This is a genomic window from Lactococcus allomyrinae (assembly GCF_003627095.1).
GTDB classification, from domain to species: Bacteria; Bacillota; Bacilli; order Lactobacillales; family Streptococcaceae; genus Lactococcus; species Lactococcus allomyrinae.
In genome coordinates this window covers 1,872,212-1,897,818 of sequence record NZ_CP032627.1, presented here as the reverse complement: position 1 = coordinate 1,897,818, position 25,607 = coordinate 1,872,212, and the positions used below count along the sequence as shown (strand labels likewise).

Here is a 25,607-nt window from a genome sequence, read left to right as displayed (position 1 = left end):
AATGGACTTTGTCAGTATTTTCTAAAGGATAGACTTCGGTGATATTTTTAGGATAGAGTGATTTTATATCTAAAGATATAAAATTATTCTCTGACAACGGTGAGGGGAATGTTTAAATTTATTGGTAGTATCATTAAAGAAATGAAATTGACGACTTGGCCAACGGGCAAGCAATCTGTTCGTGATTTTTTCATGGTCATTGAATATACAATTTTCTTCTTGATTTTTATCATGATTTTCGACTGGGTAACACAACATGGGATTACTTTCAGCGTTGAACATTTAGTTCCATTGATTAAATAATCTATATCACTAGAAACAGAGGGTGTCAGCTCTTTGTTGTTTTTACAATAAATTAATTCGTAGAAGTCTGTCAGTATGCTGACAGATTTTTAGTTCTGCTGACAAAGCTTCTATTCGCCGATGCAATGCTCACGCTAAACGCATTGAACTGACAGATTTTTCTTTTTACTATGGGAAAAAAACACTTCCAATTCGTAAGAAATGTGATATAATATTATTATATCAGGAGGGCAGGGCCCTTTTTCTTATACAAAAAATGCTATTTAATGAACATCAAACTAAATCAAAATTAAAAGATAGAGGTATTTAAAAATGGACGAAAACAATCTAACAAGCTTTGACCAAGGCTGGTTTGTTATTCAAACTTACTCAGGATATGAGCGTAAGGTTAAGGAAGATCTCCTTGAACGTGCAGAGCTTTACAATATGTCAGACAAGATTTTACGTGTTGAGATTCCAACAGAAACAATCCGCACAGAAGTAAATGGGAAAATGAAAGATGTTGAAGAAAATCTATTCCCAGGTTATGTTTTGGTCGAGATGAATATGACAGATGAAGCATGGTTTATCGTGCGTAATACACCTAATGTCACAGGTTTCGTCGGTTCTCACGGAAATCGTTCAAAACCAACGCCACTCTTTGAAGAAGAAATCCAAGAAATCTTGGTTGGTATGGGACAAGCTGTACGCGAAGTGAATTTTGAACTTTTTGTAGGAAAACGTGTCCGTATTGTTGATGGAGCATTGGCAGGGTTCGAAGCTCCAATTACTAAGATTAATGGTGATAAGTTGACTTTAACTGTAGATATGTTTGGCAATGAAACGCCAGTTGAGCTTGATATGCATCAGATTGAAGAAATCAAAGAATGACAAAATTTGTTATTCGTTGGTAGGAAGAGACTTAAAGAAAACCGCAGTATTGCGGTTTTTTGCTAATTGACAGAACATTTGATATAATTGTGAAAAATAAGATAGGAGATTTTATGTCAGTTCTTTATCAATCAACGCGTGATAAGTCAAATCAAAAAACAGCTTCGCAAGCTATTTTACAAGGGCTAGCTGCAGACGGAGGACTGTATGTTCCTGTCGAATTTCCAAGTATTGATTTAGACTTTGAGCGTTTGAAAAATAGTTCTTATCAAGAGATAGCTACGCTTATTTTGCACGCTTTTTTTGATGATTTTTCTAGAGAAGAAATCGAAAAAATGGTTGACTTAGCTTACGGTGAAAAGTTCGATACAAAGAAGATAGCGCCAGTGAAACAGGTGGGGAATCATTTTGTTTTAGAGCTGTTTCATGGTGAAACCATTGCTTTCAAAGATATGGCTTTATCAATCCTTCCTCATCTGATGACAGCAAGTGCTGACAAAAATGCTGTCAGTAATGAGATTGTGATTTTGACCGCTACTTCTGGAGATACAGGAAAGGCTGCTATGGCAGGCTTTGCAGACGTCCCTCATACAAAGATTATTGTTTTTTATCCAAAACATGGTGTGAGTGAAATTCAAGAGCGACAAATGCTCACTCAAAAAGGGAAAAATGTTCATGTGGTAGGGATCGAAGGAAACTTTGATCAAGCTCAAACAGCGGTAAAAACGATGTTTAACGATACTGATTTGCATCAAAAAATGCTGACAGCTGGCAAACAATTTTCGTCAGCAAACTCGATGAATATTGGACGACTCATTCCACAGGTCGCTTATTATGTCTATGCTTATGCACAACTTGTCAGTACTGGCAGTATTGTTAGTGGACAAAAGATTAATTTTTCTGTGCCGACAGGAAATTTTGGAAATATTTTAGCGGCTTATTATGCGAAAAAAATTGGCTTACCTATCAACCGATTAATCTGTGCTTCCAATAAAAATAATGTACTCACAGACTTTTTCAAGACAGGACATTATGATAAAAATCGCGAATTTTATGTGACGAGTTCACCATCAATGGATATTCTTGTTTCGTCAAATTTAGAGCGACTCATTTTTGATTTGACTAATAAAAGTGATGAAAAAACCAATCATTTGCTGACAGCTTTGCAAACGGAAGGGCAATATCAAATTACAGAAGAAATGCGAGAAAAACTGTCGGACTTTGTTGCAGATTGGGCATCTGAAGAACAGATTAGTAAGGAAATTCATCAAACGTTTACTGACGAAAACTATGTGCTTGACCCTCATACAGCAGTAGCAAGCCATGTTTATCGTCAGTATACTGATAAAACACCGACGATTGTTGTCAGTACGGCAAGCCCTTATAAATTTCCTAGAGTAGTGGTTGATGCGCTGACAGAAAGCTTGTCAGTAGATGCCAATGACTTTGAGTTGGTCAAAACTTTGGAAAAAATCAGTAGAATCCCGTTACCAAAGGCGGTGAAGGAACTTGAAGCTGCGAAAGGATTGCATAATACTGTTGTTGAAGTAACACAAATGCAAGCTGAAGTTGAGCGTTATCTCAGTTTGAAATGAAAAGTAACAAAGAAATTTTGACCTTTGCCTTCCCTGCAATTATTGAAAACTTTCTGCAAATGCTAGTGGGGATAAGTGACACTATGATTGTTGCTCATCTCAGCCTATCAGCAGTGGCCGCTGTTTCATTGGCAAACAATGTCATCACAATCTATCAAGCGATTTTTATCGCCCTAGGAACAATCGTATCAAGTTTATTTGCTCGCAAACGCTCGGAAAAAGCTGATGTAGAAGTTGGGAAGTTTGTTGATGGAGCAATTAAATTGACGGTCTTTATCAGTTTAATTCTAGGCTTGTTTTCTATTGTTTTTGCTCAGCCGTTGACAACCCTTTTAGGAGCGAGAGGCGATGTCGGACAGCTTTCAAGTCTTTATCTGAGCCTAGTTGGTGGACTGATTGTTATGCTTGGATTAATGACAACATTTGGAAGTTTTATGCGGGCGAGTGGTGATACCAAAACGCCAATGTGGGCAAGCCTTTTAGCAAATATCCTCAACTTGGTTCTTTCTGCACTTTTTATCTTTGTTTTTCATCTAGGTGTTCTTGGGACAGCTTTAGGAGCAATTATTGCAAGAACCATAGGAAGTTTCTATCTTTATATAAAATTAAAAAACAATCGTCCAACAAGACGATTTCTGAAAACGAAAATAGACCGCCAATTGATTAAATTGACGATTCCGGCTACGGGTGAAAGATTATCCATGAGAATTGGAGATTTGCTCATTATGATGATTATCATAAGTTTTGGTAGCAGAGTTTTTGCAGGAAATGCAATCGGTGAGAGTATCACGCAGTTTAATTATATGCCTGTATTTGGGATGAGTACCGTGACTGTTATTTTAGTCGCTCAGGAATTTGCGCAAAAAAATCGTGAAAATATAAAACAATATATAAAGAAAACCTACTGGTTAGCAACGATAATGATGCTTATTGTAGGTCTGCTTATTTTTGTGAGTTCAGCACCTCTGAATTATCTTTTTACAGCAGATAAAGTTGCGGCAAACGCCAGTCATATCGTGATTGTATTCTCACTGTTGGCTACTTTTTTTGTAACAGGAACGACAACTTACACCGCAGCTTTTCAAGGATTGGGAAATGCAAAACTTCCTTTTTATACCACTACGGTAGGAATGTTTGGCATTAGGCTGATATTAGGAGCAATACTGGGAATTGGATTACGACTGGGTCTTGAGGGTGTCTGGTTGGGAGTATTGTTGGATAATCTTTTTCGCTTCATTTTTTTGAAAATAAAATTTGATAAACTCATAAAAACAGTAAATTAAAAGCTGTCAGTTCAATGCGATTAACGTGAGCATTGAATCGGTAGATAAAAGCTTTGTCAGCAGAATTGAAAAAGCTGTCAGTACACTGACAGCTTTTTTTATCTCATTTTTTCAATAAATCACGAATTTCGCGCAAAGTGTCCAATTCTTCATTGATTTTTTCTTCCTCAGTTGTCTCTTTCTTAGGAAATAGACGATTAATTAATTTAATCAAAATAAAAATAACAAAAGCGGTAATTACAAAGTTGATAGCATCATTCAGAAAAGCACCATAAGTAAATTTCGCCTTACCCACCGTAAATTCTAAATGAGCGAGCGCAGTGCTTTGCACAAACAGACCAATCAATGGGTTGATTAAATTATCAACTAGGGATTTTACAAGAGCAGTAAAAGCAGCACCGATGATAACCCCGACAGCTAGGTCCAGCACGTTTCCGCGTAAAATGAAGTTTTTAAATTCCTTTAACATAATTCCTCCGATGACATTTTGATTAAATTATATCAAAAATTTAAATGTTCTCCAACGTATAAGTTTGATAAAATCAATTAAAAAGATTACGAAAATACTTACAGAAGCTTAAAAGATTTTACCAGTAAAAAAGAAAAGTCTGTCAGTACTGACAGACCAATTTTTACTCTTCGCCTGGTAAAGAACGTCGAGTTTGTTCAATGAATTGCTTGTAGAAATCAGTTAAATCATTATTATCACGCAAATCTTCCAAATTTAAGTGAAGGCGATATCGCCAATAGTGATAAGTGTACGCAGGATTGTTAATTCGTTCATCCTCAGGATTTTCTACTCTCAAGTCTAAGGTCATATCAATCCAATCTTGAATAGGTAAAATCGCAAGCATAGCCTCCGTGTTGAGATGGCGTCCAACAATTTCCTGTATAATCTCAGGGCTGGCCTGTTCAGGGGCAACACCAGACCAGTGCATAATCTCATTATAATAACGCTGAGTAAAGTCACGATTTTCCTCCCACCACAAACGTAGAGGAGTTGTATCATGTGAAGAAGTAGTCACGACAGAGAGATATGGAGTATAAACCAAATCACTGATGAAGTAGTCAGTAGCAGGCATCCTCTCTATAATAAGACGAAGAATTTTTAGATTCCACATCACATCAGGTACATTGTCTGGTACCATGCCCAAGTCTTCGCCGCAAGCAAGCATATCTGTAGCATTCTTTATAGCAGGAAGCTTCTTGTAAACTTGTTCTTCCCAAAAAGCATAATTTCTTCCATAGAAATAATCATTATACAGTCTTTCCAAGCTCTTTTTGAACTCTTGCCCAAATTCTCTGAAAGAAGAAGTTTCCATCATCTTAATCCGAGGATGATATAGATTAGGATTTTGGTGGTCTCGTACAAAGCACACATTTTCGTGAAGGGCAAATAATCCCTGAATCTGCCATTCTGGAACATCAGATAGTTCCGTGACCTTGTGTTGCGTATTTACAAACTCCTTTAAACGATAATTTCCATTTCCAATATAGTCTAGAAAATGGAAGATAATCTCATCTCGATTGTCTCGCCCAAAAATTTCATCAATTACCCAATCTTTGATAAAAGGCGCTATAAAACGTTCAATTCCCCAGCTCCTAAAAGGAATGCCATAATTCTCAATTTCCCAGTCGGGTAAGGCTAACGCGGGAGCAAAATGTCCAAGTAAACCGCGGACAGCATCAGTGGGAATTTCCCAAATTCTAAAGAATCCAAGAATGTGATCAAGGCGATAAGCATCGAAATATTCTGCCATATTTTTCATGCGAAGTTTCCACCAAGCATAGTCATCATTAGCCATTTGTTCCCAATTATAAGTTGGAAATTCCCAATTTTGTCCTGTTTTTGAGAAAACATCGGGTGGTGCTCCTGCTTGCATATCAAGATTGAATAAATCTGGATTTGCCCAAGCATCAGCGGATTTACGATCTACCCCCACTGAAATATCACCCTTGACAGCAATACCTAGCTCATGACAATATTCAACAGCTTCTTTCAATTGCAGATGAAGCAAATACTGCACAAATAGGTAGAGGTTAATCTTCTGAGTCAGTTTTGAATCAGAGAGAAGTTCAGCAAAGAGAGAATCAGAAAAAGAATGATACTTTTTTTCCCATTTTGAGCTGTCGGATGAATGAAATACATCGCGCAAAGTGCAAAAAGCAGCATAGGAGTCCAACCAGTCACTGTGTTCTTGATGGAAAGTGATAAAATCCTGATTTGCTAAAGTTTTTATTCCAATCTTTTGGTAGAGTAACTCAGCATACTTCCATTTCAAAGTCAGAGTTTTTTCATAGTCTACTTGATTTAATGCATTCAGCTCTTTTTGCGTTTGCAAATAAAGTTGCCTATCAGCTGGTGTAAATTCCGCTAAAAAAGGTGTCAAATCCAAGTAAATTGGATGCAAAGCAAAGACTGAAACAGCACGATAAGGTGAAGAATCTTTCCAGTTCATAAAAATGGTCGTATCATTAATAGGAAGAAGTTGGATAATATCCATTCCTGAATGTTTCATAAACTCAGCTAGTAGCTTCAAATCTGAGAATTGTCCTACCCCAAAATCTTGATGAGTTCTAAGTGAAAAAATAGGTACAGCTACTCCAGTATGGTAAGGCTTTTTGCCATAAGGTTGAATCACAAAGTTATTTTTCATTAAAGTTCCCCAAACATCTTTAAATTACACTATTAAAACGTTTTCATATTATTGATAAATTTATTATAAAACTTAGAAAAAAATAATGCAAGCGATTGCATGGGGAATAGAAAATAAAATTGATTAAATTCAAAAGTTATTTGAAAAACTCAGAAAAAAAGCAACCTATAATAATTTAAAAAAATAGAAGAAAAAGCCTTGACAGCACCTTATCAATCTGTTAGAATGGATAGGTGCTGTTAAAAAACAGTATGTAGCGATGAAACGAGAGGTTGCGACACACCCGAAGGTATTGCCATACCTGACGTGCCGGTTTTCTCGTGGAGCTAGCCTATTATTAAAATAGACGAAGGAGAAAAAATGGCAACTAAAAAAATCCGTATCCGCTTGAAAGCATACGAACATCGTATCCTTGATGCAGCTGCTGAAAAGATTGTAGAAACTGCTAAACGTACAAACGCAGAAGTAAGTGGTCCAATTCCACTTCCAACTGACCGTAGCGTCTACACTGTTATCCGCGCGACTCACAAATATAAAGATTCACGCGAACAATTCGAAATGCGCACACACAAACGTTTGATTGATATCATCGAACCAACTCAAAAAACAGTTGATTCATTGATGAAACTTGATCTTCCAAGTGGTGTCAACATCGAAATCAAACTCTAATTAAGAAAGGTAATTCTCATGTCAAAAGGAATCTTAGGGAAAAAAGTGGGAATGACTCAAATCTTCACTGAAAACGGCGAATTAATTCCCGTAACAGTGATCGAAGCGACTCCTAACACAGTTCTTCAAGTTAAAACTGTTGAAACAGACGGTTATGAAGCAACTCAAGTTGGTTTCGATACACTTCGTGAAGTTTTGACTAACAAACCTGCCAAAGGTCATGCTGCTAAAGCTAATACGACTCCTAAGCGCTTCGTTCGTGAATTCAAAGGACTCGAAGGCGCTGAAGTAGGAGCAGAAATCACTGTTGATACATTCGCAGCTGGAGATGTCGTTGATGTTACCGGAACTTCTAAAGGTAAAGGTTTCCAAGGCCCAATCAAACGCTGGGGACAATCTCGTGGACCTATGGCTCACGGTTCTCGTTATCACCGTCGTCCAGGTTCAATGGGACCAGTTGCAGCCAACAAAGTTCCTAAAGGTAAACGCCTTGCAGGGCGTATGGGTAATAAACGTGTTACCGTACAAAACCTTGTTGTTGCACAAGTTCTTCCAGAAAAGAACGTTATTCTTATCAAAGGTAACGTCCCTGGAGCTAAGAAATCATTGATCGTTGTTAAATCAGCAATCAAAGCTAAATAAGAAGGAAAGGAGATAGAAATCTATAATGGCAAAAGTATCATTATTTAAACAAGATGGTTCACAAGCTGGTGAAGTTACACTTAACGACGCAGTTTTTGGTATCGAACCAAACGAATCAGTCGTATTCGACGTTGTAATTTCACAACGCGCTAGCCTTCGTCAAGGTACACACGCACATAAAAATCGTTCGCTCGTATCTGGCGGTGGTAAAAAACCATGGCGTCAAAAAGGTACAGGTCGTGCCCGTCAAGGTTCAAACCGCTCTCCACAATGGCGTGGTGGTGGTACTGTCTTCGGTCCAAATCCACGTAGCTACGCATACAAACTTCCACAAAAAGTTCGTCAATTGGCGCTTAAATCAGTTTATTCAGCTAAAGTTGCTGAAAACAAATTAATCGCTCTTGACTCACTTGAATTTGCAGCACCAAAAACTTCAGAATTTGCTAAAGTTCTCTCTGTACTTTCAATTGAACGTAAAGTTCTTGTGGTTCTTCCAAACGAAGGTAACGAATTTGCAGCACTTTCTGCTCGTAACCTCGAAAACGTGAAAGTATCAACTGCTAATACAGCATCTGTACTTGACATCGTTTCAGCTGATAAACTTATCGTCGTTCAATCAGCTCTGTCACAAATTGAGGAGGTTCTTGCATAATGTCACTTTATGATATCATCCGTAAACCTATCATCACTGAAGCTTCTATGCAAGCAATGGATCAAAAGAAATATACTTTCGAAGTTGATTCACGTGCTCATAAATTGCTCATCAAACAAGCTGTTGAAGCTGTCTTTGATGTGAAAGTTGCATCAGTTAACACAATCAGTGTAAAACCTAAAGCTAAACGCGTAGGTAAATACACTGGTAAGAAATCAGGCTACAAAAAAGCTATCGTTACTTTGACTGAAGATTCTAAAGCAATTGAAATCTTTGGCGAAGACGCAGAATAATAAAGGAGGAAAATCGTGGGAATTAAAGTTTACAAACCTACCACAAACGGTCGTCGTAACATGACTGGTAGCGACTTTGCTGAAATCACTACAAGTACTCCTGAAAAGAGCTTGCTTGTAAGCATGAATAAGACCGCTGGTCGTAACAACCTTGGTCGCATTACAGTTCGTCACCATGGTGGTGGTCACAAACGTAAATATCGTTTAATCGACTTCAAACGTAACACTGACAACGTTGTTGCCAAAGTTGCTACAATTGAATACGATCCAAACCGTACAGCAAATATTGCATTGGTTGTTTATGCTAATGGGATTAAATCATACATCTTGGCACCTAAAGGTCTTGAAGTAGGTATGACAGTTGTATCTGGTCCAGATGCTGATATTAAAGTTGGTAACGCATTGCCACTTGCTAACATTCCAGTTGGTACATTGATTCACAACATCGAGTTGAAACCTGGTAAGGGTGGACAATTGGTTCGTTCAGCAGGTGCATCAGCTCAAGTACTTGGTACTGAAGGTAAATATACACTCGTTCGTCTCCAATCAGGCGAAGTTCGTATGATTCTTTCAACTTGCCGCGCTACTGTTGGTGTTGTTGGTAATGAACAACAAAACTTGATTAACCTCGGTAAAGCAGGACGTACACGTCATATGGGGATTCGCCCAACTGTTCGTGGTTCTGTAATGAACCCTAACGATCACCCACATGGTGGTGGTGAAGGTCGTCAACCAGTTGGACGCAAGTCACCAATGACTCCATGGGGCAAACCAGCTCTTGGACTCAAGACTCGCAACAAAAAAGCAAAATCAAACAAACTTATCGTTCGTCGTATCAACGACGGAAAATAATTCGTTTATTTTCACAAGAAGCCTCTCGGCGTCTTGTTAAATTTGATAAGGTTTATCAAATTTAATGAGATGCCGAAAGCGCATCTATAAATCTATCCGCCAACCTGGTCCTAGTAACCAGCGTGGTAACAAAATTTAAAGGAGAAACTCATACAATGGGTCGTAGTCTTAAAAAAGGACCTTTCGTCGATGAGCATTTGATGAAAAAAGTTGAAGCTCAAGTCAACGCCGAAAGAAAATCTGTGATTAAAACTTGGTCACGTCGTTCTACAATCTTTCCTAACTTTGTAGGACTTACTATCGCTGTTTATGATGGTCGCAAACACGTACCGGTTTACGTTCAAGAAGATATGGTTGGACACAAACTTGGTGAATTCGCACCAACTCGTACTTACCGTGGTCACGCTGCTGACGACAAGAAAACACGTCGCTAATAGGAGGAGAAAAAAATGGCAGAAATTACTTCAGCTAAAGCAACTGCAAAAACAGTTCGCGTTTCACCTCGTAAGACTCGTCTTGTTATCGATCTTATCCGCGGGAAACGTGTTGCAGATGCAATTGCAATCTTGAAATTTACACCGACTAAAGCTGCTGTAGAAGTTGAGAAAGTTTTGAACTCAGCTATCGCTAATGCAGAAAACAACTTTGGTCTTGAAAAAGCTAACTTGGTAGTTAGTGAAACTTTTGTTAACGAAGGACCAACAATGAAACGTTTCCGTCCACGTGCGAAAGGTTCAGCTTCACCAATTAACAAACGTACAGCTCACATCACTGTAGTTGTAGCTGAGAAAGAATAAGGAGGTAAAAACGTGGGTCAAAAAGTACATCCAATTGGTATGCGTGTTGGCGTTATTCGCGATTGGGATGCCAAATGGTATGCTGAAAAAGAATATGCGGATTACCTTCACGAAGACTTGGCAATTCGTCAACTTATCCAAACTAAACTTGCAGATGCCTCAGTATCATTGATTGAAACTGAACGTGCAATTAACAAAGTTATCGTAACTTTGCATACTGCTAAACCAGGTATGGTTATTGGTAAATCAGGAAGCAACGTTGATGCACTTCGTGCAGAACTCAATGCTTTGACTGGTAAACAAGTTCACATCAACATTGTTGAAATCAAAAAACCTGATTTGGACGCTCATCTTGTTGGTGAAGGAATTGCTAAACAACTCGAAGCGCGTATCGCTTTCCGTCGTGCTCAAAAACAAGCTATCCAACGTGCAATGCGCGCTGGTGCAAAAGGGATTAAAACTCAAGTTTCTGGTCGTCTAAATGGTGCTGATATCGCACGTAGCGAAGGATATTCAGAAGGTACAGTTCCACTCCACACACTCCGTGCGGATATCGACTACGCTTGGGAAGAAGCAGACACAACTTACGGTAAACTTGGTGTTAAAGTTTGGATTTACCGTGGTGAAGTTCTCCCTACTAAAAAATCTGTGAAAGGAGAAAAATAATCCATGTTAGTACCAAAACGTGTAAAACACCGTCGTGAATTCCGCGGTAAAATGCGTGGTTATGCTAAAGGTGGCGATACTGTATCATTCGGTGAATTTGGTCTTCAAGCGACTACTTCACACTGGATTACAAACCGTCAAATTGAAGCAGCTCGTATTGCTATGACTCGTTACATGAAACGTAACGGTCAAGTTTGGATTAAAATCTTCCCTCACAAATCATATACTGCCAAAGCTATTGGTGTGCGTATGGGTTCAGGGAAAGGTGCTCCTGAAGGTTGGGTTGCTCCAGTTAAACGTGGCGTTGTCATGTTTGAATTGGGCGGTGTAAGTGAAGAAGTCGCTCGTGAAGCGTTACGTCTTGCTTCACATAAACTTCCTGTTAAAACTAAATTTGTGAAACGAGGTGAAGCGTAATGAAATTAAGCGAAACTAAATCACTTCTTAAAGACTTGCGCGCTTTGTCAGTTGAAGAATTGGCTACTCGCGAAGCAGAATTGAAAAAAGAATTGTTTGATCTTCGTTTCCAAGCAGCTGCTGGTCGTCTCGAAAACACAGCGAGACTTGATGAAGTCAAGAAAACAATTGCACGTGTAAAAACTGTGCAAGCTGAATTGAACAAATAATAGGTCAGGAGAAATATAAATGGAACGCAATCAACGTAAAGTTTATCAAGGCCGCGTGGTTTCAGACAAAATGGATAAAACTATCACAGTTGTCGTAGAAACTAAGCGTAACCACCCTGTCTATGGTAAACGTATCAATTACTCTAAAAAATATAAAGCTCACGACGAAAACAACTCTGCAAAGACTGGCGACATCGTTCGTATCATGGAAACTCGTCCTTTGTCTAAAGACAAACATTTCCGTCTTGTAGAAATCGTTGAAGAAGCAGTTATTATCTAAGCAAAACTAGGAGGAATATAGCATGATTCAAACAGAATCTCGTTTGAAAGTTGCAGATAACTCAGGTGCTAAAGAACTTTTGACTATCCGTGTTCTCGGTGGTTCATCACGTAAGTTCGCTGGCATCGGTGATATCATTGTAGCTACAGTTAAATCAGCTGCCCCTGGTGGAGCAGTAAAAAAAGGTGATGTTGTGAAAGCAGTCATCGTTCGTACTAAATCTGGTGCGAAACGTCCTGACGGTTCATACATCAAATTTGATGAAAATGCAGCAGTGCTCATCCGTGACGATAAAACTCCTCGCGGAACACGTATCTTTGGCCCAGTTGCCCGCGAACTCCGCGAAGGTGGCTACATGAAGATCGTTTCACTTGCTCCAGAAGTACTCTAATCAAGCATTATAGAGATATGGTTTTGTTGGAAAAATTTTTTGACAGAATCATATTTTACTGTTATTATTAACAGAATAGTCCCCTGAAAAAGTATTTTCAGGGTGCCCTTTGGGCGTAAGAAAGGAAATAGACATGTTTGTAAAAACTGGTGATACAGTTAAAGTTATCGCAGGTAAAGATCGCGGAACTACTGGTAAAGTCCTCAAAGCTTTGCCAAAATTGAATAAAGTCGTTGTTGAAGGTGTTGCTATCATGAAGAAACACCAAAAACCTAACGCTGTAAATCCTAATGGCGCAATTCTTGAAATTGAAGCACCTATCCACGTTTCTAACGTGCAAGTGCTCGATAAAAATGGTGTTGCTGGTCGTGTAGGTTACAAAGTTGTTGACGATAAAAAAGTTCGTTTCAACAAAAAATCTGGCGAAATTTTAGACTAAGGCGGAAAGGAGAAATAATATGACTAATCGTTTGAAAGAAAAATATACTAACGAAGTAGTACCAGCGTTGACTGAACAATTCAATTACACTTCAATCATGGCTGTACCAAAAGTTGATAAAATCGTTATCAACATGGGTGTTGGAGATGCTGTAAACAACTCTAAAAACCTTGATAAAGCTGTTGCTGAATTGGCTTTGATCTCTGGTCAAAAACCATTGATTACTAAAGCTAAAAAATCAGTTGCTGCTTTCCGTCTTCGTGAAGGTATGCCAATCGGTGCGAAAGTAACTCTTCGTGGCGAACGTATGTTCGAATTCTTGGACAAATTGGTTACTGTTTCACTCCCACGTGTACGTGACTTCCACGGTGTTTCAAACAAAGCGTTTGACGGTCGCGGTAACTACACACTTGGTGTGAAAGAACAATTGATTTTCCCAGAAATCAACTATGATGATGTTGATAAAGTTCGTGGTATGGATATTGTTATCGTAACAACTGCTAACACTGACGAAGAATCACGTGAATTGCTTGCTAAACTCGGCATGCCGTTCGCTAAATAAGATAGGGAGAATACATAAATGGCTAAGAAATCTATGGTTGTTAAAAACCAACGCCCTGCAAAATTCTCAACACAAGCTTATACTCGTTGCGAACGTTGCGGACGTCCACATTCAGTTTACCGCAAATTTAAACTTTGCCGTATCTGTCTTCGCGAATTGGCTTACAAAGGTCAATTGCCAGGCGTTAAAAAAGCATCATGGTAATTTGTTAATTATCGTGTAACGAATAAAAATTACTGACAGAATTTCTGTCAGTAATTTTTTTGTATCATAGAATGCTTATGATAAAGAAAGCGTTTTCTAAGGAGTGAAATAAAAGTAATAATTTGCTATAATAACTGAAGAATAGGAGAAATTTATGGAAAGGAAATTTGTTAAAATCAAAAAGTATGTAACAGTTTCTGTAATTTTTTTAGGAGTTTTAGCGACTTTAACAGCTTGTAGTAGTGGGAGTAAAGAAAGTAAAAAAACTGAGCATACTAGTTCGTCACAAAGTACAAAAAGTAAGGAAAGTCTCCCAAGCAGTAGTTCACAATCTTCAAGTATAAGTACGAGTTCAAGTTCAGACATAAGTTCAAGTTCAACTAGTCAGTATGAGGCTGCTAATAGTTCACAAATTCTTACAGGTAACTATTCTTCTTTAAACGGAACATGGCAAACTACTGACGGAAGTGGTAAAGCTGTTCTGAAAAATGGTACCATCATTTTTAGTTCAGAATATCAAAGAGTTATATCTGGTCCACAATCAAAGAATGGGATTATTATTGCTGATGCTGTGAATCTTGGAAAACACATGGGCTTCATGTTTGCTGCGGCTAACAGCTCGCCAACTTTTGCAAATTCTTCACAAACGGATAAAACAGATAGGACAAAAGATAGATTTGCAATAACTTCAGATGATGAGGGTTTGGAAATATTTGATACTAACCCAATGTCATTTTTTTACAAGATAAGTAATGATACAACAAGTCCGAATTCGTAAGCTATGATGAAAGTTACTGACAGAATTTCTGTCAGTAACTTTTTTTATAGAAAAAACCATGACACACCCGAAAACATTGTAAAGTAACCGTCTAGAGTTTGTAGAAAAATCAAAAATCTAGTAATACCAAGGGTTTGGACAAATATTAAATTTTAGTAACGAAAAAGTTGAGAATAGATGTTAGTCTATTCTCTTTTTTGTTACTAAAATTTAAAGGGGGGTCAGTATGGCATGACTTATGTTGTAAGAATTAATGGTTCTGCTTTTAATAATTCTCGTTCATTTAAAGAATATTATTTTCCAACAAAAAAAGATGCTGAACAATTTAAAATGCCTTATGGGAGCAAAGCAGAACTTTACGAAAAAAATTATAAGAAGTTGGAGAAGAAGAAATAATGACAGATGAAATACAACTTAAACGGCTCAGAAATCGCTTGTTTGATTGATAGAACGACACAGAGAAAGGCTTGAGTATGAATAAAAAGCTGATTGTATTCTCTGGGAAAAAGGAGATGGATATTTAATGGACTTAGAAAAAATAAGTAAAGAGGATATTGAAAAACTTGTTTTGACCAAAGAGCTTTACTCTCAAGAACTTCAACGTTTGAGAGAAAATATGGATAATACTCAAGAAGTTCTTAACGAATATTTTGAGCTTCAATACGACAAAATTCAAGAAGTGTTATTCAAGGGTTTTAAACTTGCACAAAACACTAAGACACTAAAAGTTCCCAATCGTAGTGAACTTGACCAAGAATTAGAAACAACTCCCGAATTCATAGCAGACTTTATCAAAGCACGCCAAAAAGAGAACTGGTGGTTGGGGCAATCTTTATTGACAAAGATTTACCTCAAGAAGTGAGGGACTGGTTGGGCTTCACACCAGCTATTGATATGTACCAAAGAATTGAGCACCAAAACCTCTTTGCTAAAACATGGTGCTATGGAGTTGAGGAAAAATAGGAAGAGGAAAATAAGATGCTCAAATATTATGGAGAATTCAGTTATCAGGGGAAAGATTTTAAGTTTTCTCTTTATGCGGGAAATGCCCGTGAAGCAGATCAACGATTTCTAAAACTTGCATTTTCAGAAGGTTGGAAGTACAGAGGGATTGTATTTTCTTAGGATAAATGCAGAAAAAAAGGTTTGGTAATGATTTTAGATTTTGATGAAATGCCTTATGATGATGAAGTTCATTTAAGTGGTTTAATGGGGTTTTCGCTCTTACTGGTTATGATTATAGTTTTACCCATTTTGGTCCCCTTATGGCTCATTGGTTGGCTTATTGTGGAAACAAAAGTAGCAATACAAATGATGACTCATAGTTACCATTAAAAAATAATTTTTGGCCTTTCTCTGGAGAAGCTCACAGTGGTTGAATGTCTTAACTGAGGTGTGAGTAACGCAGGTTCAACTCCTGCAAGGTTAATTGGGCTGCGTCGTACAATCCCATATTTCTGACATAAAACGACTTCGACGTGTTGGTCTGCCAAACAATACGTCAACCACAGAATGCAGAGCGGCTGTTTTTGGGTTCGATTCCCACATTCTGTATAGCAGACTTATGAGTTTGTGCTGCATTTTTCAATCATCAACTCTGTGAATGGAGGCAGAATGACGAACAAGGTTCGACTCTTTATGATTGAGTTAAATTACTCCTTTGGCAGGGAGCAAAATATAAAATGGAGAAAATATTATGTCAGAAATGGAAGAAGCCGTCCGCATTATTCGGAAAAAACACTATGCACTCGTTGATGAAGATATTCTTGATGATGCTAGATTGGATTGGGAACACATTGGTGTTCTCACACAGATGTTAAGAAGCAACAATAACCCTGAATGGATTTTCTACAAAAGTGAGATTATGAAGCATGGGAAAGCTGGGAAAACCAAATTTAATCGTATTTGGAAAGAATTGCAAGCCTACGGTTATATTACCAAAGAACGAATTCGAGATGAAAAAGGACAATATACCACAGTTAAGGGCGTATCCAAGTCAGGAAAAGAATTTGAATACGGAACTCTTTGGACGCTTCATGAAGAACCCGTCAAAACTATTCCACCAGAATTGGTAACAAATACAGAAGCACCAGAACTTGAAGCAGAACAAGATGAATTAACAAAAGCTTATTCTGAGGCTGCAAAAATGGTGTTTGAAGCAGAATTTAACACGATAGATAGTTTTGAAGTCGTCAATGAGAACGGAAATGATTTGCTTGGAGACGACGATCGTCAAGAAATGAAAGATGAGTTCATCAGGGAATTCAAAGAAGGAGCTGATCCTTACGATGTCAAACTCCGATTTAGTATAGCTTGGGAATTTACACAAGAGCATCTGGTTAATCCTGATTATTTTGTACAGTATCTTGTAAATAATATGAAAAAACAATATGCCAAATACCAATTAGATGCGCAAAAGCGGCAACTACAAAAACTACAAGATACAAAAGAACTACAAAAGATGAAAGAAAAAGGTATTACTATCCCAATGGATGGCCCGTGGAATAACAATTAGACAGCACAAAATATATTATAAGGAGACAACATGACCTACATTTCCGCAATTCCTAACCCCAAATATAAATCAGTTGATGTTAATAAACAATTTCTTACCGCCTTTGCTGCGACAAAGCACGCTACAGTACGTTTGTATAATGGCCATCATGGCATTCTAAAGTCTCATTTCTTTATAGAAGACTTGCTGCTTGATGGCGAAGTCTTTCAGAAAGTGACAGAATTTGAAGAGATTTTTCCCGTCATTAAGACGATAGCAATTAACGGTGTACTTGTTGCAAAGCGTAGAGAAATGGGACAACGTTTGCTGACTACAGGACTTGCTTGGCGAGAATATTATTTCTATCTTCCTGAAAAGTATCGCTGAGTCTTATCAAAAATCATTCATTCACTTGGTTTTGCTGATTTGCAAAATCAATGCTTCTCACAATCAGTAAACTTCGTAACGGCTAGAGTTAAACATCTTAATCATTGTCTAAAACATGAGTTTAAAGCAATTTCAAAAGTGCTCGAAAGGACAAAAAGAATGCCCTCTACCCTACCGTTCATTGAAAACTTAATATCTATTCCCCTGCTAATCAAAGTGACTACGTAACGGGCGGGTACAGCGTCGTATGCGGATCTGAGTGAGACAGAGACCGTGGGAATTAGACCATAGGGCACCGAAAATCGTGTTCTGTTAGGTAGTGTCACACCGATCCGCTAGACGGACAGTTTGAGGTAAGCTAAAAACCTTTTGATTATTTTTTGATGAAAAGTCAGTAAAATCAAGTGAATGAATAAAATAATAGAAAAAAAGATAAATAGAAAAATAAATGAGTAGAAAAGGAGAAATTTGAAAAAAGAAACAAAAGGATGTTTTAGTGGTTGTTTGCTATGGCTCTTGAAAGTCATCTTATCAATCGGTTTAGCAATTTTCTTTGTATTAACGATTTGGAATTATTGTTATCGTCATGTTACGCCGTTCAGACAGTTTGTGGACAAACAAAATGTTACACAGAAAGTTGATCAAAAAGTACAGAGCATTAAGCTCCCAGGAATAAAATTACCAGGAACAAAGCAAGCTGCAGATCGTTCAGCTGATAAAGATATTCTCCCTTTTGAAAAGAAAAAAGAGCTTGTCTTAGGTAAACTTGATATTTTGGGACGTGCGACTTATGCTCATATCCAACTTAAAAATAGCGATGAACCAACAGAGAAGAGGGAAGCACAGTTGACTTATGATCCATCAGGATGGCATAATTATAAGCTCCCTTACGAAAAGGGAAAATCTGCGTGGGTTATGAACCGTGGACATTTAGTTGGTTATCAATTTTCAGGACTCAATGATGAGCCTAAAAACTTGATAACAGAAACCGCCTGGGTTAATCAAGGAAATTATGATAGTATGAATGATTCAAATGATAAAGCGATGCTCTATTATGAAAACCGTTTAGATCATTGGCTAGCACGGAACCCTAATGAGTATCTTGACTACAAGGTCACACCTATTTATCAGGGAAGTGAGTTGGTGGCTCGTCAAATCAAATTAGATTATGTCGGGCTTGACTCGCAAGGTAAACTGATTCAAATTAAATTGGGAAGTCCATTTGAGAAAACAGTTAACAGTGTGACAGAAGTTGTTCTTGAAAACACAGCTCCTAATTTGCTAATTGATTATCAGACAGGAGAGGTAAAAGCGAAGTGAACAACATTGTTTTCGTACTGTCCGTAGGATTTTGGCTTTTTATAATTTTTACAACCTTTGTTATAAGTACTTCGAATAAGTACAAGGCAAGTTTCACTTGGAAAAATTATTGGAAAGCAAATTTTGAAATAGGAGGTGCAGTTTTTTTAGTTATATTTTGATAAAAATATTAGTCTTTGCCACAATTCATATAATTGGTGGTGGAATAAGTAAATAAAAGCTGAGTTGAAAGCCCAGCCTAGAAATGAAAGTGAGAAAACAAAATGAAAATAGTCAGAGCGTTTAGAGACCCAAAACCAGCAGGAGTTTGGCGAGTGAGTTATAGACCAGGTGAAGGCAACGGGCCAGGATTTGATTTAGATTTAACAGAAGAAGAATTAAAGAGCTTCAACTTTGAGGAAACAATCAAAGATTTTGAACTTAAAAAAGGAATATTTACTCATCAGCCCTCAGAAAAAGTGTAATATTACATTTTTACACCTGAAGTAGAAAAATAAAAGCTGAGTTGAAAACCCAGCCTAGAAATGAAAGTGAGAAAACAAAATGAAAATAGTCAGAGCGTTTAGAGACCCAAAACCAGCAGGAGTTTGGCGAGTGGGTTATAGTCCAGCAGAAGGCGACGGACCAGGATTTGATTTAGATTTAACGGAAGAAGAATTTGAGAGCTTCAACTTTGAGGAAACAATCAAAGATTTTAAAGAATCGAAAGGAATTTTTGAGAACTATGGAAAATAGCTAACTTACTGAAGAGATTTGGTAAGTCTTGGATTGTTAGTTGCATAGTTTTCTCCAAGTTGATTGACTAAATAAAATGGTTTTTCAACAGTTGAAGCCCAATTAGAGAGCCATACCTCTATTTCAGACTGAGGGGCATCTGTCTGGATAATGACAGTCTGTTCCAAGGGAATTCCGAAATCAAAAGGACTGAGCTCAATACGTTGACACTCGAAAGCATGATGTTTAAAAAGTCGTTCCCAATGATTTTCTTCAAAACTAGGAAATTGATGAGACTTTTTAGGTTCACAAGTGATATACAAAATATAATTTTTCATAACCTTATTATACCAAAAGACAGCATAAATAAAGAGGCAGAAAATGACAAAAGTACCTGAAATTTCCGTGAAAATCACGGCTGAAGCACACGAAAAACTGAAAATCTTGAAGCTCGCAACAAATAAAACACAAATTGATTTGTTAAGTCTTGCGATTGAATATTATCTTGATGTGACCGCCCTAGAAAATTATAAAGTTAAAGCAATGGAAGCCTTACTTCATGAAGTGGCAGAAAAAGAGGATGGCCAGATGAGTATTGACGATTTTCTATAAAGGAGCTGAGGATGGCAAAGAATAAAATTGCGGAAATTCTCAAAGAAAAGCAAATGAAAAAATCTGTTTTCGCAGATTTGACAGGTATTGCACGGCAAAATGTGAATTTAATGCTTACGCAGAAACAGGGTTCAATTTCTTATGAGAATATACAAAGCATCTGCGAGGTACTCTCTATCAGTCCTAATGAACTGTTTGAAATAGGAGAGCGGAAGGACTACATGATTGTCAATACAAGCATCGCAAAGACATTATCAGTTAATGACAAATGGACATCGCAATTTAAAACTCTCAATAAATTTTCATTATTGGAAGCACAATCGCTTTGTAAAGTTCTCAATGAGGAACGCAGAACGATAGAATTATTCCCAGTTCCTATTGAACGACTCCCTCAGTTGGTTATCATGGAAAAGCAGATGCATAGACCAAGACCACTTGTAAAAAAATACCTTCCTCCCCTTGTCGGACTTTGGAAGTTTAACAAAGCTGCAGGAAGTAAGGAGACGGTAATTAAAGGCTCAGTACAAGATTTTCAAAGCTGGTTTTTAGAAATAGAACAACAGCCAATGGATAACTCTCGCTTTCGTGGTTATGTGCTAAAGACAGCAATAACTTCTCTTGAAGAAACTTACTCCGTGAAATGTGTATTAGAAACATTAAAATCAGGACGCTCCGCAAAAGGGTATCGTTTGAAAATCAAAGAAATAGATTAAGAGAATGGACTGTGCAAAACAACCTTAAACTATGGTAAAATAGAGGTAACAAAATGGCAAAAAAGATTATTCCGCTTTATCGAAAAACAGCCCCCTTCACGATTACTGGTAAGGGAGTAAAAACGGGAAAAACACAACTACTTGAAACTGAGACAATCTTGGCACAAGCCGTCGGCTACAAAATTAGTGGTAACCGTATTAAGGGACTTCCTGTGAATGCTACCGCTTATTATAAACGAACAGCACCCGATGGAACGCTTGTTTTTACAATCAACCCTGATGAGGCATTTAAAACCGCCAGTATTGAGCAAGCAAAAAGGTTTGCACAGACAAATGGTCTGCAGCTTGCCTGGTTTAAGAAAATAGAAAAATAGACAAATAAAAAAATTGATAAATAGACAGCAGATTAAAGGAGAAATCAGATGAAGATTACGAAAAAGCAGGCCATTGTTGGAGGTGCTGTTGTAGGAGTGCTTATCCTTGGTGGCGTAGGAACAGGATTCTCCATTCATAGCGCTAATGTCCACCATGACAAAGTTGTTGCCCAGCAAAAAGTAGAGACAGCCAAGAAAGCAGAAGCTAAACGTGAAGCAGCCGCTGAAAGTGAAGCGAAAGCAGCGCTCTTGACGGCTGAAAAAGTGGACAGTATTGAAAATGTCTCTGCTGCACAAAGTGCGGTGGCATTGGTTAAAAATACTAAGCTAAACAAAGAAAGGAATGCGGAAATTGCAAGTATCCACGATCGCATTAAGTTGGAAACAGCCGCAAAAGCTGCCGTTACAGCGTTCCAAAAAGATGCGACAAATGCAACAAAAGATAAAGCAGCGCACACGGCAGTCAATAAATTGACCAGTCCATACGATACAGCTCTTAAAACTCAGCTGAACAAAGAAATTGCGGCGAGTGAAGCTCAGGCTAAAGCGGCAGAAGCGAAGGCAAAAGCAGCTGCGGATGCGGCGGCCAAAGCAAAAACTGCAGCAGATGCACAAGCGAAAGCAGCGGCATCAGCGAATACTACGTCAAACTATGCAAGTGGATATGGCACTTCTAGCAACGGTTCAGGAAGTTCAAGCAATACTGGAGGGAATGGTTATACGAACTCTGGTTCAAGCGGTAATGCTTCAAGTGGCGGTTCATCAAGTTCAGGTGGTGGTTCATCTGTGCCATCAACTCCTGGAAGTTCTCCAGCTGATAATTCTCTTAGTGATGCGGCTGCAGATCAGAACAACCAAGAGTCAAGTAAGCCAATAGTCAATCCATTCAAATAAACAAGCAAACGACTTTCAGATTCGGAAGTCGTTTTTTTTGATTCTAAAAAAGGAGAGTGAAATGTATAAAGGAAAACAAAAAATAGTGCTCAAAACGTTGAATGAGCATTTGCTCTATATCGTTATTGGTGGCATTATTGGGCTGCTTATTTTGTTAGGGATTAGTGCTATATTTGCTTTTTTGAGTATAGCGGTCTATGCGGCAAGCGTTGACCATAGGATGTCTATCGTTGATTATCTCTATAATTCTAATTATGATCATACCGTTCTCAAATTTATCCTATTCGTCACAGGAGGACTGGGAATTATTTTATTAGTTGTGACGGTTATTGCTAGTTTTATCTTGCTTCTGAGGAGAAAGCAATGGCTTGGGTTTGCAATTCTAGGAATAATTACTGTTTCTACATTGTTTTTGTTCTTTGTTCCTGTCAGTCAAACTCAAAAAGTTTACTCCGTTAAAGGGACTCTAAAAAATGCCGTATTTATTGATGGGGGAAATGAACTTACTACACCTGGTTACAAAAGCGTGGAACAAGCGAAGCAAAAGTTTTTTGATGAGGTTTGGTTTAGTAGCCCTCAAGACGTTACTTTTAAAACGATTGTCAGTACCAGAAAGGTTTATCAACCTTTAGTCAAGATTGAATTTCCTCAGAAACCAGCCAGTTACGATGCGGATAATGAGTAAATCATCTGATAAAGCCTTTATTTTTGTCAGTTCTGACAAATTTAGAGATGGAGGATACAGTGAACAAAAAAATTAAAAAAGATATCGTAATGTGGGTGGTATTTCTAATAGGTGGAGAGGGTGTTGTTAAAATTGGATGTGCAACAAAAAGAGTAGATTTTTTGTTGATTGGTTTGATTCTTATTATAGGGTCAATCATTTCATTGTATTGTCTTTACTCCCAAAGTGATAAGGAAAACGATAATAATCATGAATAAGTAAAAGACTAAGCGTGGGAAAAGAAACTTTAAGCGTTTAAAATCTTTAGTTTCCCCGAAAGATTCAAACAAAATATCAATAAGATGAGAAGAAATAGTCCATAGAAATATGAGAGATAAGATTGAGAAAATTATAATGAACTCTGGAGAAAAACTGCTAATTATTTCGGTTGTTTGGATAGTAATAGATGTTGTTTGATTTTGTGCAACCAAAGAGGGTGCTGAGATTTCAGGTAAATTTGTAACTTTAACCTCTTTGACTAACGAGATTGTTTTAAAATAGGAAAAAGCAATAATCGCTAGAGCAATATTTCCAGCAATTTTTTGGAGTAGTCCCTTTAAAATAAATTTTCTAATCATTAACGTAATCAAAAGTAACAGAATCAACCACAAAAAATTTGTAATTGTAGGGAAGACCGCTTTATACATGGAGAGTAAAATGAATTTTAGATATTTTACTAAATTATCAATTAAAGCATTAGAAGATGGATATTTAGGAAAAGGAAGTAAATAGTTAATCAGATTCAGTCCATAAATGAAGACGAGCACAATTGGAGATAATTTATTGAATAATTTATTGAGATATTCTAAATTTTCAAGTTTTCTTTTCAAAAGATAATTTTGTTCAGAATAATCGGCTTCCATTTGCATATGATAGTGAATAGAGTTATCAATATCTATATAATTATCTCCTGAATTATTTGATTGAATAATTTTACTAATATTTTCTAATTCAGTTTGTCTTTTTTGCAACCGATATTGCATAATTGTAAGAATAAGAACTAGAATTGGAACGATACTTACCGCGATATAAGTGAGAGTATCCTTAATTGTTGTTGGATTCATAAACTTCCTTTCAAATAGAGGTTAAGTTTATTATAACTTATAAATATTACCTAAACAAATGAGAAAGATAAATATGAAAGAAAAATTAAAACAACTGTTAAATGAACGTGATTTATCCTATTATAGGCTATCAAAATTGACAGGAATTGCCTCTAGCACTTTTGCAGCACTTAATACAGGAAAAATAAACTATTTATCATTTGAAAACATGGTAAGAATAGCTCAAGTGCTTGATGTCAGTCTGGATATCTTCATTCCCGATAAAAAATAGAACTAAGTCAACGAAAGAGCGTTAATTTTTTTGTATGTTTTATACACGTCCGAAACGACGAAAATCTAGTTGCACGCAATCTTAAATAGAGGTTGCTTTTTTGCTAGTTCTGATAAATTTAGATACGGAGATACAGTGAACAGAAAAATAAAAATTATCTTAAAGTGGATTTGGGTCGAGGGAGTCGTCCTACTATGTAGCTTAATCCTTTGGTTTCTGATGCAATTTGTTGGATTTTCGCTTTTGTTTAGGTGCATAGTGGTGGGAGGGTATTTTGTATTTATGAGTTGGTGGCTCTGGTTGTCGATGCGCCAGAATATAAGAAATCAGACATTCAACGAAAGCCAAAATGACTACCATTGTAAAAAGGAGCTAAGTTTGAAAAAACAAATAAGACAAGTCATAAATTTTTTAGGATATTTTATTTTTGTTTGTGGGACAGTATTTTTTTGCATATGGATTATTATTGCAAACAATGTAAATTTAACTTCTGGGGATTATCTTAAATATCTAATAATCTTTTATTTATCACTATTTTTATGGTTCATAGTGCTTATGATTATTTTTGGGAGAAATAATCACTAGCTAGCTTTTTTATATCAGTAATATTTTTTTTGAATTGAACGGGAGATACTGGTGGTTGAATGCCGTGATAAGTAAGTTTATCTTGGGCTTTTAAAAAATCTTCTGTTGTAAAAAATGAAGGAGAAGCGGTTGGGTTAAGCATACCAGAAAGGTTGATGGTAGTAACGATGCTTAAGGGAGAACTACTTTTATTTATTTCGTCATATTGAGCTGGAACTCCTAATAAAGTGATATCTATTTTATTGTTTTCATCAAGAGTTACTAAATATATTGGTTTATCAACGGTTTCTGATTTATCAGAAAAAAATAAAGAAAGTGACCAATCCATTGTTTTTAAAGGATGTTTGTTAGGATTGACAAATGGAAAAATGCGAGCAAAATAACTCCCCCAATTTTCGTTTATCTTCTGTTTAACTAATTTCAAATCTCCATCTGAAAAGTTGGTATCTCCGTTAGCGCTATAGACGATAAGCATTTTAGTTATATTTCCATTAATGATGTTTGTTTCCCCAGAAAGTTTAAAATTATATAGATATTCTTGTTGTTTAGTTTGATTTTTGCTTTCTCTATTCTCAACTATTTGAGTGCTAGGGTTAGAAAAACCACTTTTGGTTGCTATAACATCATAATCAAGTGACATAGAATCAGAATGCATTAAATCTTGGATGTTTTGAGTAATAGGAACTATGATTGTTAGACTGATTATAGTAGAAAAAGTGGAAATGATAAATTTTTGAGTGAGATTCATCTTTTTCCACCATTTTTTTATTTTATTTTGCTTTAATCTTCTATGTCTATCAGAACGTTGAGTATTCATTGTTTCTCCTATTCGCAGTCTATTTTAATTTTATTATACCGCAATTTTTGACCTAACGATGTCATTAAACCCGTTATGT

At 37.0% G+C, this 25,607-nt stretch carries 40 protein-coding genes; 35 read left to right on the top strand and 5 right to left on the bottom strand.

Features of this window, described 5'->3' with window-relative positions; genetic code table 11:
- The first annotated feature begins 108 nt into the window (after positions 1-108).
- The 4 genes from secE to D7I46_RS08815 all read left to right on the top strand — a co-directional run bounded on the left by secE (position 109) and on the right by D7I46_RS08815 (position 4,051).
- Positions 109-303, top strand: a complete 195-nt coding sequence (gene secE / locus D7I46_RS08830) for a preprotein translocase subunit SecE (RefSeq protein ID WP_120772568.1) — start codon at positions 109-111, stop codon at positions 301-303.
- Positions 304-615: 312 nt separating this feature from the next.
- Entirely contained in the window at positions 616-1,173 is a 558-nt protein-coding gene (gene nusG, locus D7I46_RS08825) for a transcription termination/antitermination protein NusG (protein WP_120772567.1), read from the top strand.
- 113 nt (positions 1,174-1,286) lie between these two features.
- Positions 1,287-2,768 carry a threonine synthase gene (thrC, locus tag D7I46_RS08820; RefSeq protein WP_120772566.1) on the top strand — a complete coding sequence of 494 codons (1,482 nt, stop codon included), beginning with the start codon at positions 1,287-1,289 and terminating at the stop codon, positions 2,766-2,768.
- Positions 2,765-4,051: an MATE family efflux transporter gene (locus tag D7I46_RS08815; protein WP_120772565.1), complete on the top strand. Its 1,287-nt coding sequence runs from the start codon at positions 2,765-2,767 to the stop codon at positions 4,049-4,051. Before thrC ends, D7I46_RS08815 begins: the two co-directional genes overlap by 4 nt.
- A 103-nt stretch (positions 4,052-4,154) precedes the next feature.
- Here the strand turns inward: D7I46_RS08815 and mscL are convergent, their stop codons facing one another.
- Both mscL and D7I46_RS08805 read right to left on the bottom strand, forming a co-directional pair.
- Positions 4,155-4,520, bottom strand: coding sequence for a large-conductance mechanosensitive channel protein MscL (mscL, locus tag D7I46_RS08810; RefSeq protein ID WP_120772564.1), 366 nt, complete (start codon positions 4,518-4,520; stop codon positions 4,155-4,157).
- Positions 4,521-4,683: 163 nt separating this feature from the next.
- Positions 4,684-6,708 carry a 4-alpha-glucanotransferase gene (locus D7I46_RS08805; RefSeq protein WP_120772563.1) on the bottom strand — a complete coding sequence of 675 codons (2,025 nt, stop codon included), beginning with the start codon at positions 6,706-6,708 and terminating at the stop codon, positions 4,684-4,686.
- A 360-nt stretch (positions 6,709-7,068) separates the two neighbouring features.
- On the opposite strand from D7I46_RS08805, the gene rpsJ reads away from it, so the two are divergent.
- The 25 genes from rpsJ (at position 7,069) to D7I46_RS08690 (ending at position 19,495) form a co-directional block, all read left to right on the top strand.
- Positions 7,069-7,377 carry a 30S ribosomal protein S10 gene (gene rpsJ / locus D7I46_RS08800; protein WP_003129973.1) on the top strand — a complete coding sequence of 103 codons (309 nt, stop codon included), beginning with the start codon at positions 7,069-7,071 and terminating at the stop codon, positions 7,375-7,377.
- Positions 7,378-7,395: 18 nt separating this feature from the next.
- The gene (rplC, locus tag D7I46_RS08795) at positions 7,396-8,019 is read left to right on the top strand and encodes a 50S ribosomal protein L3 (RefSeq protein WP_120772562.1); all 624 of its coding nucleotides are present in this window, start codon (positions 7,396-7,398) and stop codon (positions 8,017-8,019) included.
- Positions 8,020-8,044: 25 nt separating this feature from the next.
- Entirely contained in the window at positions 8,045-8,671 is a 627-nt protein-coding gene (gene rplD / locus D7I46_RS08790) for a 50S ribosomal protein L4 (protein ID WP_120772561.1), read from the top strand.
- Positions 8,671-8,964 carry a 50S ribosomal protein L23 gene (locus D7I46_RS08785; protein WP_120772560.1) on the top strand — a complete coding sequence of 98 codons (294 nt, stop codon included), beginning with the start codon at positions 8,671-8,673 and terminating at the stop codon, positions 8,962-8,964. The genes rplD and D7I46_RS08785 overlap by 1 nt, the downstream gene beginning before the upstream one ends.
- A 15-nt stretch (positions 8,965-8,979) precedes the next feature.
- Positions 8,980-9,816 (top strand): 50S ribosomal protein L2, encoded by an 837-nt coding sequence (rplB, locus tag D7I46_RS08780; protein ID WP_120772559.1) that lies wholly within the window; start codon positions 8,980-8,982, stop codon positions 9,814-9,816.
- A gap of 155 nt (positions 9,817-9,971) precedes the next feature.
- On the top strand, positions 9,972-10,250 hold the full coding sequence (gene rpsS, locus D7I46_RS08775; protein ID WP_003129963.1) for a 30S ribosomal protein S19: 279 nt from the start codon (positions 9,972-9,974) through the stop codon (positions 10,248-10,250).
- A 15-nt stretch (positions 10,251-10,265) separates the two neighbouring features.
- Positions 10,266-10,613, top strand: coding sequence for a 50S ribosomal protein L22 (rplV, locus tag D7I46_RS08770; protein ID WP_075525611.1), 348 nt, complete (start codon positions 10,266-10,268; stop codon positions 10,611-10,613).
- A 12-nt stretch (positions 10,614-10,625) separates the two neighbouring features.
- Entirely contained in the window at positions 10,626-11,279 is a 654-nt protein-coding gene (rpsC, locus tag D7I46_RS08765) for a 30S ribosomal protein S3 (RefSeq protein WP_120772558.1), read from the top strand.
- Between the two features lie 3 nt (positions 11,280-11,282).
- Positions 11,283-11,696 (top strand): 50S ribosomal protein L16, encoded by a 414-nt coding sequence (gene rplP / locus D7I46_RS08760; protein ID WP_120772557.1) that lies wholly within the window; start codon positions 11,283-11,285, stop codon positions 11,694-11,696.
- The gene (gene rpmC, locus D7I46_RS08755; protein ID WP_120772556.1) at positions 11,696-11,905 is read left to right on the top strand and encodes a 50S ribosomal protein L29; all 210 of its coding nucleotides are present in this window, start codon (positions 11,696-11,698) and stop codon (positions 11,903-11,905) included. Before rplP ends, rpmC begins: the two co-directional genes overlap by 1 nt.
- A gap of 19 nt (positions 11,906-11,924) precedes the next feature.
- Positions 11,925-12,185, top strand: coding sequence for a 30S ribosomal protein S17 (rpsQ, locus tag D7I46_RS08750; RefSeq protein ID WP_120772555.1), 261 nt, complete (start codon positions 11,925-11,927; stop codon positions 12,183-12,185).
- Positions 12,186-12,207: 22 nt separating this feature from the next.
- Complete coding sequence (gene rplN, locus D7I46_RS08745; protein WP_075525616.1) at positions 12,208-12,576, top strand: 50S ribosomal protein L14; 369 nt, start codon at positions 12,208-12,210, stop codon at positions 12,574-12,576.
- 133 nt (positions 12,577-12,709) lie between these two features.
- Positions 12,710-13,015, top strand: coding sequence for a 50S ribosomal protein L24 (gene rplX / locus D7I46_RS08740; RefSeq protein WP_120772554.1), 306 nt, complete (start codon positions 12,710-12,712; stop codon positions 13,013-13,015).
- A 19-nt stretch (positions 13,016-13,034) separates the two neighbouring features.
- Positions 13,035-13,577, top strand: coding sequence for a 50S ribosomal protein L5 (rplE, locus tag D7I46_RS08735; protein ID WP_003129948.1), 543 nt, complete (start codon positions 13,035-13,037; stop codon positions 13,575-13,577).
- An 18-nt stretch (positions 13,578-13,595) separates the two neighbouring features.
- A complete protein-coding gene (locus D7I46_RS08730) occupies positions 13,596-13,781 on the top strand; it encodes a type Z 30S ribosomal protein S14 (protein WP_003129946.1) in 186 nt (61 codons plus the stop codon).
- A 154-nt stretch (positions 13,782-13,935) separates the two neighbouring features.
- Positions 13,936-14,559, top strand: coding sequence for a DUF6287 domain-containing protein (locus D7I46_RS08725; protein WP_120772553.1), 624 nt, complete (start codon positions 13,936-13,938; stop codon positions 14,557-14,559).
- Between the two features lie 231 nt (positions 14,560-14,790).
- Positions 14,791-14,955, top strand: coding sequence for a hypothetical protein (locus tag D7I46_RS13315; protein ID WP_162930870.1), 165 nt, complete (start codon positions 14,791-14,793; stop codon positions 14,953-14,955).
- Positions 14,956-15,082: 127 nt separating this feature from the next.
- Entirely contained in the window at positions 15,083-15,421 is a 339-nt protein-coding gene (locus D7I46_RS08720; RefSeq protein WP_120772552.1) for a hypothetical protein, read from the top strand.
- 116 nt (positions 15,422-15,537) lie between these two features.
- Complete coding sequence (locus D7I46_RS13310) at positions 15,538-15,684, top strand: hypothetical protein (RefSeq protein ID WP_162930869.1); 147 nt, start codon at positions 15,538-15,540, stop codon at positions 15,682-15,684.
- Between the two features lie 27 nt (positions 15,685-15,711).
- Positions 15,712-15,894: a hypothetical protein gene (locus D7I46_RS08715; RefSeq protein WP_120772551.1), complete on the top strand. Its 183-nt coding sequence runs from the start codon at positions 15,712-15,714 to the stop codon at positions 15,892-15,894.
- A gap of 361 nt (positions 15,895-16,255) precedes the next feature.
- Entirely contained in the window at positions 16,256-17,074 is an 819-nt protein-coding gene (locus D7I46_RS08710) for a hypothetical protein (RefSeq protein ID WP_120772550.1), read from the top strand.
- Positions 17,075-17,104: 30 nt separating this feature from the next.
- The gene (locus D7I46_RS08705; protein WP_120772549.1) at positions 17,105-17,440 is read left to right on the top strand and encodes a hypothetical protein; all 336 of its coding nucleotides are present in this window, start codon (positions 17,105-17,107) and stop codon (positions 17,438-17,440) included.
- A gap of 468 nt (positions 17,441-17,908) precedes the next feature.
- Positions 17,909-18,760 carry a DNA/RNA non-specific endonuclease gene (locus D7I46_RS08700; protein WP_420844005.1) on the top strand — a complete coding sequence of 284 codons (852 nt, stop codon included), beginning with the start codon at positions 17,909-17,911 and terminating at the stop codon, positions 18,758-18,760.
- Positions 18,761-19,023: 263 nt separating this feature from the next.
- Entirely contained in the window at positions 19,024-19,224 is a 201-nt protein-coding gene (locus D7I46_RS08695; RefSeq protein ID WP_120772548.1) for a hypothetical protein, read from the top strand.
- 79 nt (positions 19,225-19,303) lie between these two features.
- Positions 19,304-19,495 carry a hypothetical protein gene (locus D7I46_RS08690; protein WP_120772547.1) on the top strand — a complete coding sequence of 64 codons (192 nt, stop codon included), beginning with the start codon at positions 19,304-19,306 and terminating at the stop codon, positions 19,493-19,495.
- A gap of 5 nt (positions 19,496-19,500) precedes the next feature.
- Here D7I46_RS08690 and D7I46_RS08685 read toward each other — a convergent pair whose 3' ends face one another.
- Positions 19,501-19,812 carry a hypothetical protein gene (locus D7I46_RS08685; protein ID WP_162930868.1) on the bottom strand — a complete coding sequence of 104 codons (312 nt, stop codon included), beginning with the start codon at positions 19,810-19,812 and terminating at the stop codon, positions 19,501-19,503.
- A gap of 43 nt (positions 19,813-19,855) precedes the next feature.
- Here D7I46_RS08685 and D7I46_RS08680 point away from each other — a divergent pair, with 43 nt between their 5' ends.
- From D7I46_RS08680 to D7I46_RS08660, 5 genes are all read left to right on the top strand, one after another.
- Positions 19,856-20,086, top strand: a complete 231-nt coding sequence (locus D7I46_RS08680) for a hypothetical protein (RefSeq protein WP_120772545.1) — start codon at positions 19,856-19,858, stop codon at positions 20,084-20,086.
- Between the two features lie 11 nt (positions 20,087-20,097).
- Entirely contained in the window at positions 20,098-20,799 is a 702-nt protein-coding gene (locus tag D7I46_RS08675) for a helix-turn-helix domain-containing protein (protein WP_120772544.1), read from the top strand.
- Between the two features lie 53 nt (positions 20,800-20,852).
- Complete coding sequence (locus tag D7I46_RS08670) at positions 20,853-21,173, top strand: hypothetical protein (protein WP_120772543.1); 321 nt, start codon at positions 20,853-20,855, stop codon at positions 21,171-21,173.
- Positions 21,174-21,221: 48 nt separating this feature from the next.
- On the top strand, positions 21,222-22,067 hold the full coding sequence (locus D7I46_RS08665; RefSeq protein WP_120772542.1) for a hypothetical protein: 846 nt from the start codon (positions 21,222-21,224) through the stop codon (positions 22,065-22,067).
- 61 nt (positions 22,068-22,128) lie between these two features.
- Positions 22,129-22,752, top strand: coding sequence for a hypothetical protein (locus D7I46_RS08660; protein WP_120772541.1), 624 nt, complete (start codon positions 22,129-22,131; stop codon positions 22,750-22,752).
- 200 nt (positions 22,753-22,952) lie between these two features.
- On the opposite strand, the gene D7I46_RS08655 is transcribed toward D7I46_RS08660, so the two are convergent.
- The gene (locus D7I46_RS08655; RefSeq protein WP_120772540.1) at positions 22,953-23,855 is read right to left on the bottom strand and encodes a hypothetical protein; all 903 of its coding nucleotides are present in this window, start codon (positions 23,853-23,855) and stop codon (positions 22,953-22,955) included.
- A 73-nt stretch (positions 23,856-23,928) separates the two neighbouring features.
- Between D7I46_RS08655 and D7I46_RS08650 the strand changes: the two genes are divergently transcribed.
- A complete protein-coding gene (locus tag D7I46_RS08650) occupies positions 23,929-24,126 on the top strand; it encodes a helix-turn-helix domain-containing protein (RefSeq protein WP_120772539.1) in 198 nt (65 codons plus the stop codon).
- A 559-nt stretch (positions 24,127-24,685) separates the two neighbouring features.
- On the opposite strand, the gene D7I46_RS08640 is transcribed toward D7I46_RS08650, so the two are convergent.
- The gene (locus tag D7I46_RS08640) at positions 24,686-25,528 is read right to left on the bottom strand and encodes a hypothetical protein (protein ID WP_120772537.1); all 843 of its coding nucleotides are present in this window, start codon (positions 25,526-25,528) and stop codon (positions 24,686-24,688) included.
- Positions 25,529-25,607: the final 79 nt, after the last annotated feature.

Excerpts from the sequence above, each read along its gene's own strand:
- D7I46_RS08730 (WP_003129946.1), top strand. The coding sequence starts at position 13,596 with ATGGCTAAGAAATCTATGGTTGTTAAAAACCAACGCCCTGCAAAATTC.
- D7I46_RS08680 (WP_120772545.1), top strand. The coding sequence starts at position 19,856 with ATGACAAAAGTACCTGAAATTTCCGTGAAAATCACGGCTGAAGCACAC.
- D7I46_RS08665 (WP_120772542.1), top strand. The coding sequence starts at position 21,222 with ATGAAGATTACGAAAAAGCAGGCCATTGTTGGAGGTGCTGTTGTAGGA.
- rplN (WP_075525616.1), top strand. The coding sequence starts at position 12,208 with ATGATTCAAACAGAATCTCGTTTGAAAGTTGCAGATAACTCAGGTGCT.
- secE (WP_120772568.1), top strand. The coding sequence starts at position 109 with ATGTTTAAATTTATTGGTAGTATCATTAAAGAAATGAAATTGACGACT.
- rpsS (WP_003129963.1), top strand. The coding sequence starts at position 9,972 with ATGGGTCGTAGTCTTAAAAAAGGACCTTTCGTCGATGAGCATTTGATG.
- rpsQ (WP_120772555.1), top strand. The coding sequence starts at position 11,925 with ATGGAACGCAATCAACGTAAAGTTTATCAAGGCCGCGTGGTTTCAGAC.
- D7I46_RS08655 (WP_120772540.1), bottom strand. The coding sequence starts at position 23,855 with ATGAATCCAACAACAATTAAGGATACTCTCACTTATATCGCGGTAAGT.
- D7I46_RS08805 (WP_120772563.1), bottom strand. The coding sequence starts at position 6,708 with ATGAAAAATAACTTTGTGATTCAACCTTATGGCAAAAAGCCTTACCAT.
- nusG (WP_120772567.1), top strand. The coding sequence starts at position 616 with ATGGACGAAAACAATCTAACAAGCTTTGACCAAGGCTGGTTTGTTATT.
- D7I46_RS13310 (WP_162930869.1), top strand. The coding sequence starts at position 15,538 with ATGCTCAAATATTATGGAGAATTCAGTTATCAGGGGAAAGATTTTAAG.
- mscL (WP_120772564.1), bottom strand. The coding sequence starts at position 4,520 with ATGTTAAAGGAATTTAAAAACTTCATTTTACGCGGAAACGTGCTGGAC.
- rplX (WP_120772554.1), top strand. The coding sequence starts at position 12,710 with ATGTTTGTAAAAACTGGTGATACAGTTAAAGTTATCGCAGGTAAAGAT.
- rplD (WP_120772561.1), top strand. The coding sequence starts at position 8,045 with ATGGCAAAAGTATCATTATTTAAACAAGATGGTTCACAAGCTGGTGAA.
- rpsJ (WP_003129973.1), top strand. The coding sequence starts at position 7,069 with ATGGCAACTAAAAAAATCCGTATCCGCTTGAAAGCATACGAACATCGT.
- D7I46_RS08710 (WP_120772550.1), top strand. The coding sequence starts at position 16,256 with ATGTCAGAAATGGAAGAAGCCGTCCGCATTATTCGGAAAAAACACTAT.
- D7I46_RS08670 (WP_120772543.1), top strand. The coding sequence starts at position 20,853 with ATGGCAAAAAAGATTATTCCGCTTTATCGAAAAACAGCCCCCTTCACG.
- thrC (WP_120772566.1), top strand. The coding sequence starts at position 1,287 with ATGTCAGTTCTTTATCAATCAACGCGTGATAAGTCAAATCAAAAAACA.
- D7I46_RS08650 (WP_120772539.1), top strand. The coding sequence starts at position 23,929 with ATGAAAGAAAAATTAAAACAACTGTTAAATGAACGTGATTTATCCTAT.
- D7I46_RS08640 (WP_120772537.1), bottom strand. The coding sequence starts at position 25,528 with ATGAATACTCAACGTTCTGATAGACATAGAAGATTAAAGCAAAATAAA.
- D7I46_RS08675 (WP_120772544.1), top strand. The coding sequence starts at position 20,098 with ATGGCAAAGAATAAAATTGCGGAAATTCTCAAAGAAAAGCAAATGAAA.
- rplE (WP_003129948.1), top strand. The coding sequence starts at position 13,035 with ATGACTAATCGTTTGAAAGAAAAATATACTAACGAAGTAGTACCAGCG.
- D7I46_RS08685 (WP_162930868.1), bottom strand. The coding sequence starts at position 19,812 with ATGAAAAATTATATTTTGTATATCACTTGTGAACCTAAAAAGTCTCAT.
- D7I46_RS08695 (WP_120772548.1), top strand. The coding sequence starts at position 19,024 with ATGAAAATAGTCAGAGCGTTTAGAGACCCAAAACCAGCAGGAGTTTGG.
- D7I46_RS13315 (WP_162930870.1), top strand. The coding sequence starts at position 14,791 with ATGACTTATGTTGTAAGAATTAATGGTTCTGCTTTTAATAATTCTCGT.
- rplP (WP_120772557.1), top strand. The coding sequence starts at position 11,283 with ATGTTAGTACCAAAACGTGTAAAACACCGTCGTGAATTCCGCGGTAAA.
- D7I46_RS08815 (WP_120772565.1), top strand. The coding sequence starts at position 2,765 with ATGAAAAGTAACAAAGAAATTTTGACCTTTGCCTTCCCTGCAATTATT.
- D7I46_RS08720 (WP_120772552.1), top strand. The coding sequence starts at position 15,083 with ATGGACTTAGAAAAAATAAGTAAAGAGGATATTGAAAAACTTGTTTTG.
- rplV (WP_075525611.1), top strand. The coding sequence starts at position 10,266 with ATGGCAGAAATTACTTCAGCTAAAGCAACTGCAAAAACAGTTCGCGTT.
- D7I46_RS08725 (WP_120772553.1), top strand. The coding sequence starts at position 13,936 with ATGGAAAGGAAATTTGTTAAAATCAAAAAGTATGTAACAGTTTCTGTA.
- D7I46_RS08690 (WP_120772547.1), top strand. The coding sequence starts at position 19,304 with ATGAAAATAGTCAGAGCGTTTAGAGACCCAAAACCAGCAGGAGTTTGG.
- D7I46_RS08785 (WP_120772560.1), top strand. The coding sequence starts at position 8,671 with ATGTCACTTTATGATATCATCCGTAAACCTATCATCACTGAAGCTTCT.
- rplC (WP_120772562.1), top strand. The coding sequence starts at position 7,396 with ATGTCAAAAGGAATCTTAGGGAAAAAAGTGGGAATGACTCAAATCTTC.
- D7I46_RS08705 (WP_120772549.1), top strand. The coding sequence starts at position 17,105 with ATGACCTACATTTCCGCAATTCCTAACCCCAAATATAAATCAGTTGAT.
- D7I46_RS08715 (WP_120772551.1), top strand. The coding sequence starts at position 15,712 with ATGATTTTAGATTTTGATGAAATGCCTTATGATGATGAAGTTCATTTA.
- rpmC (WP_120772556.1), top strand. The coding sequence starts at position 11,696 with ATGAAATTAAGCGAAACTAAATCACTTCTTAAAGACTTGCGCGCTTTG.
- D7I46_RS08660 (WP_120772541.1), top strand. The coding sequence starts at position 22,129 with ATGTATAAAGGAAAACAAAAAATAGTGCTCAAAACGTTGAATGAGCAT.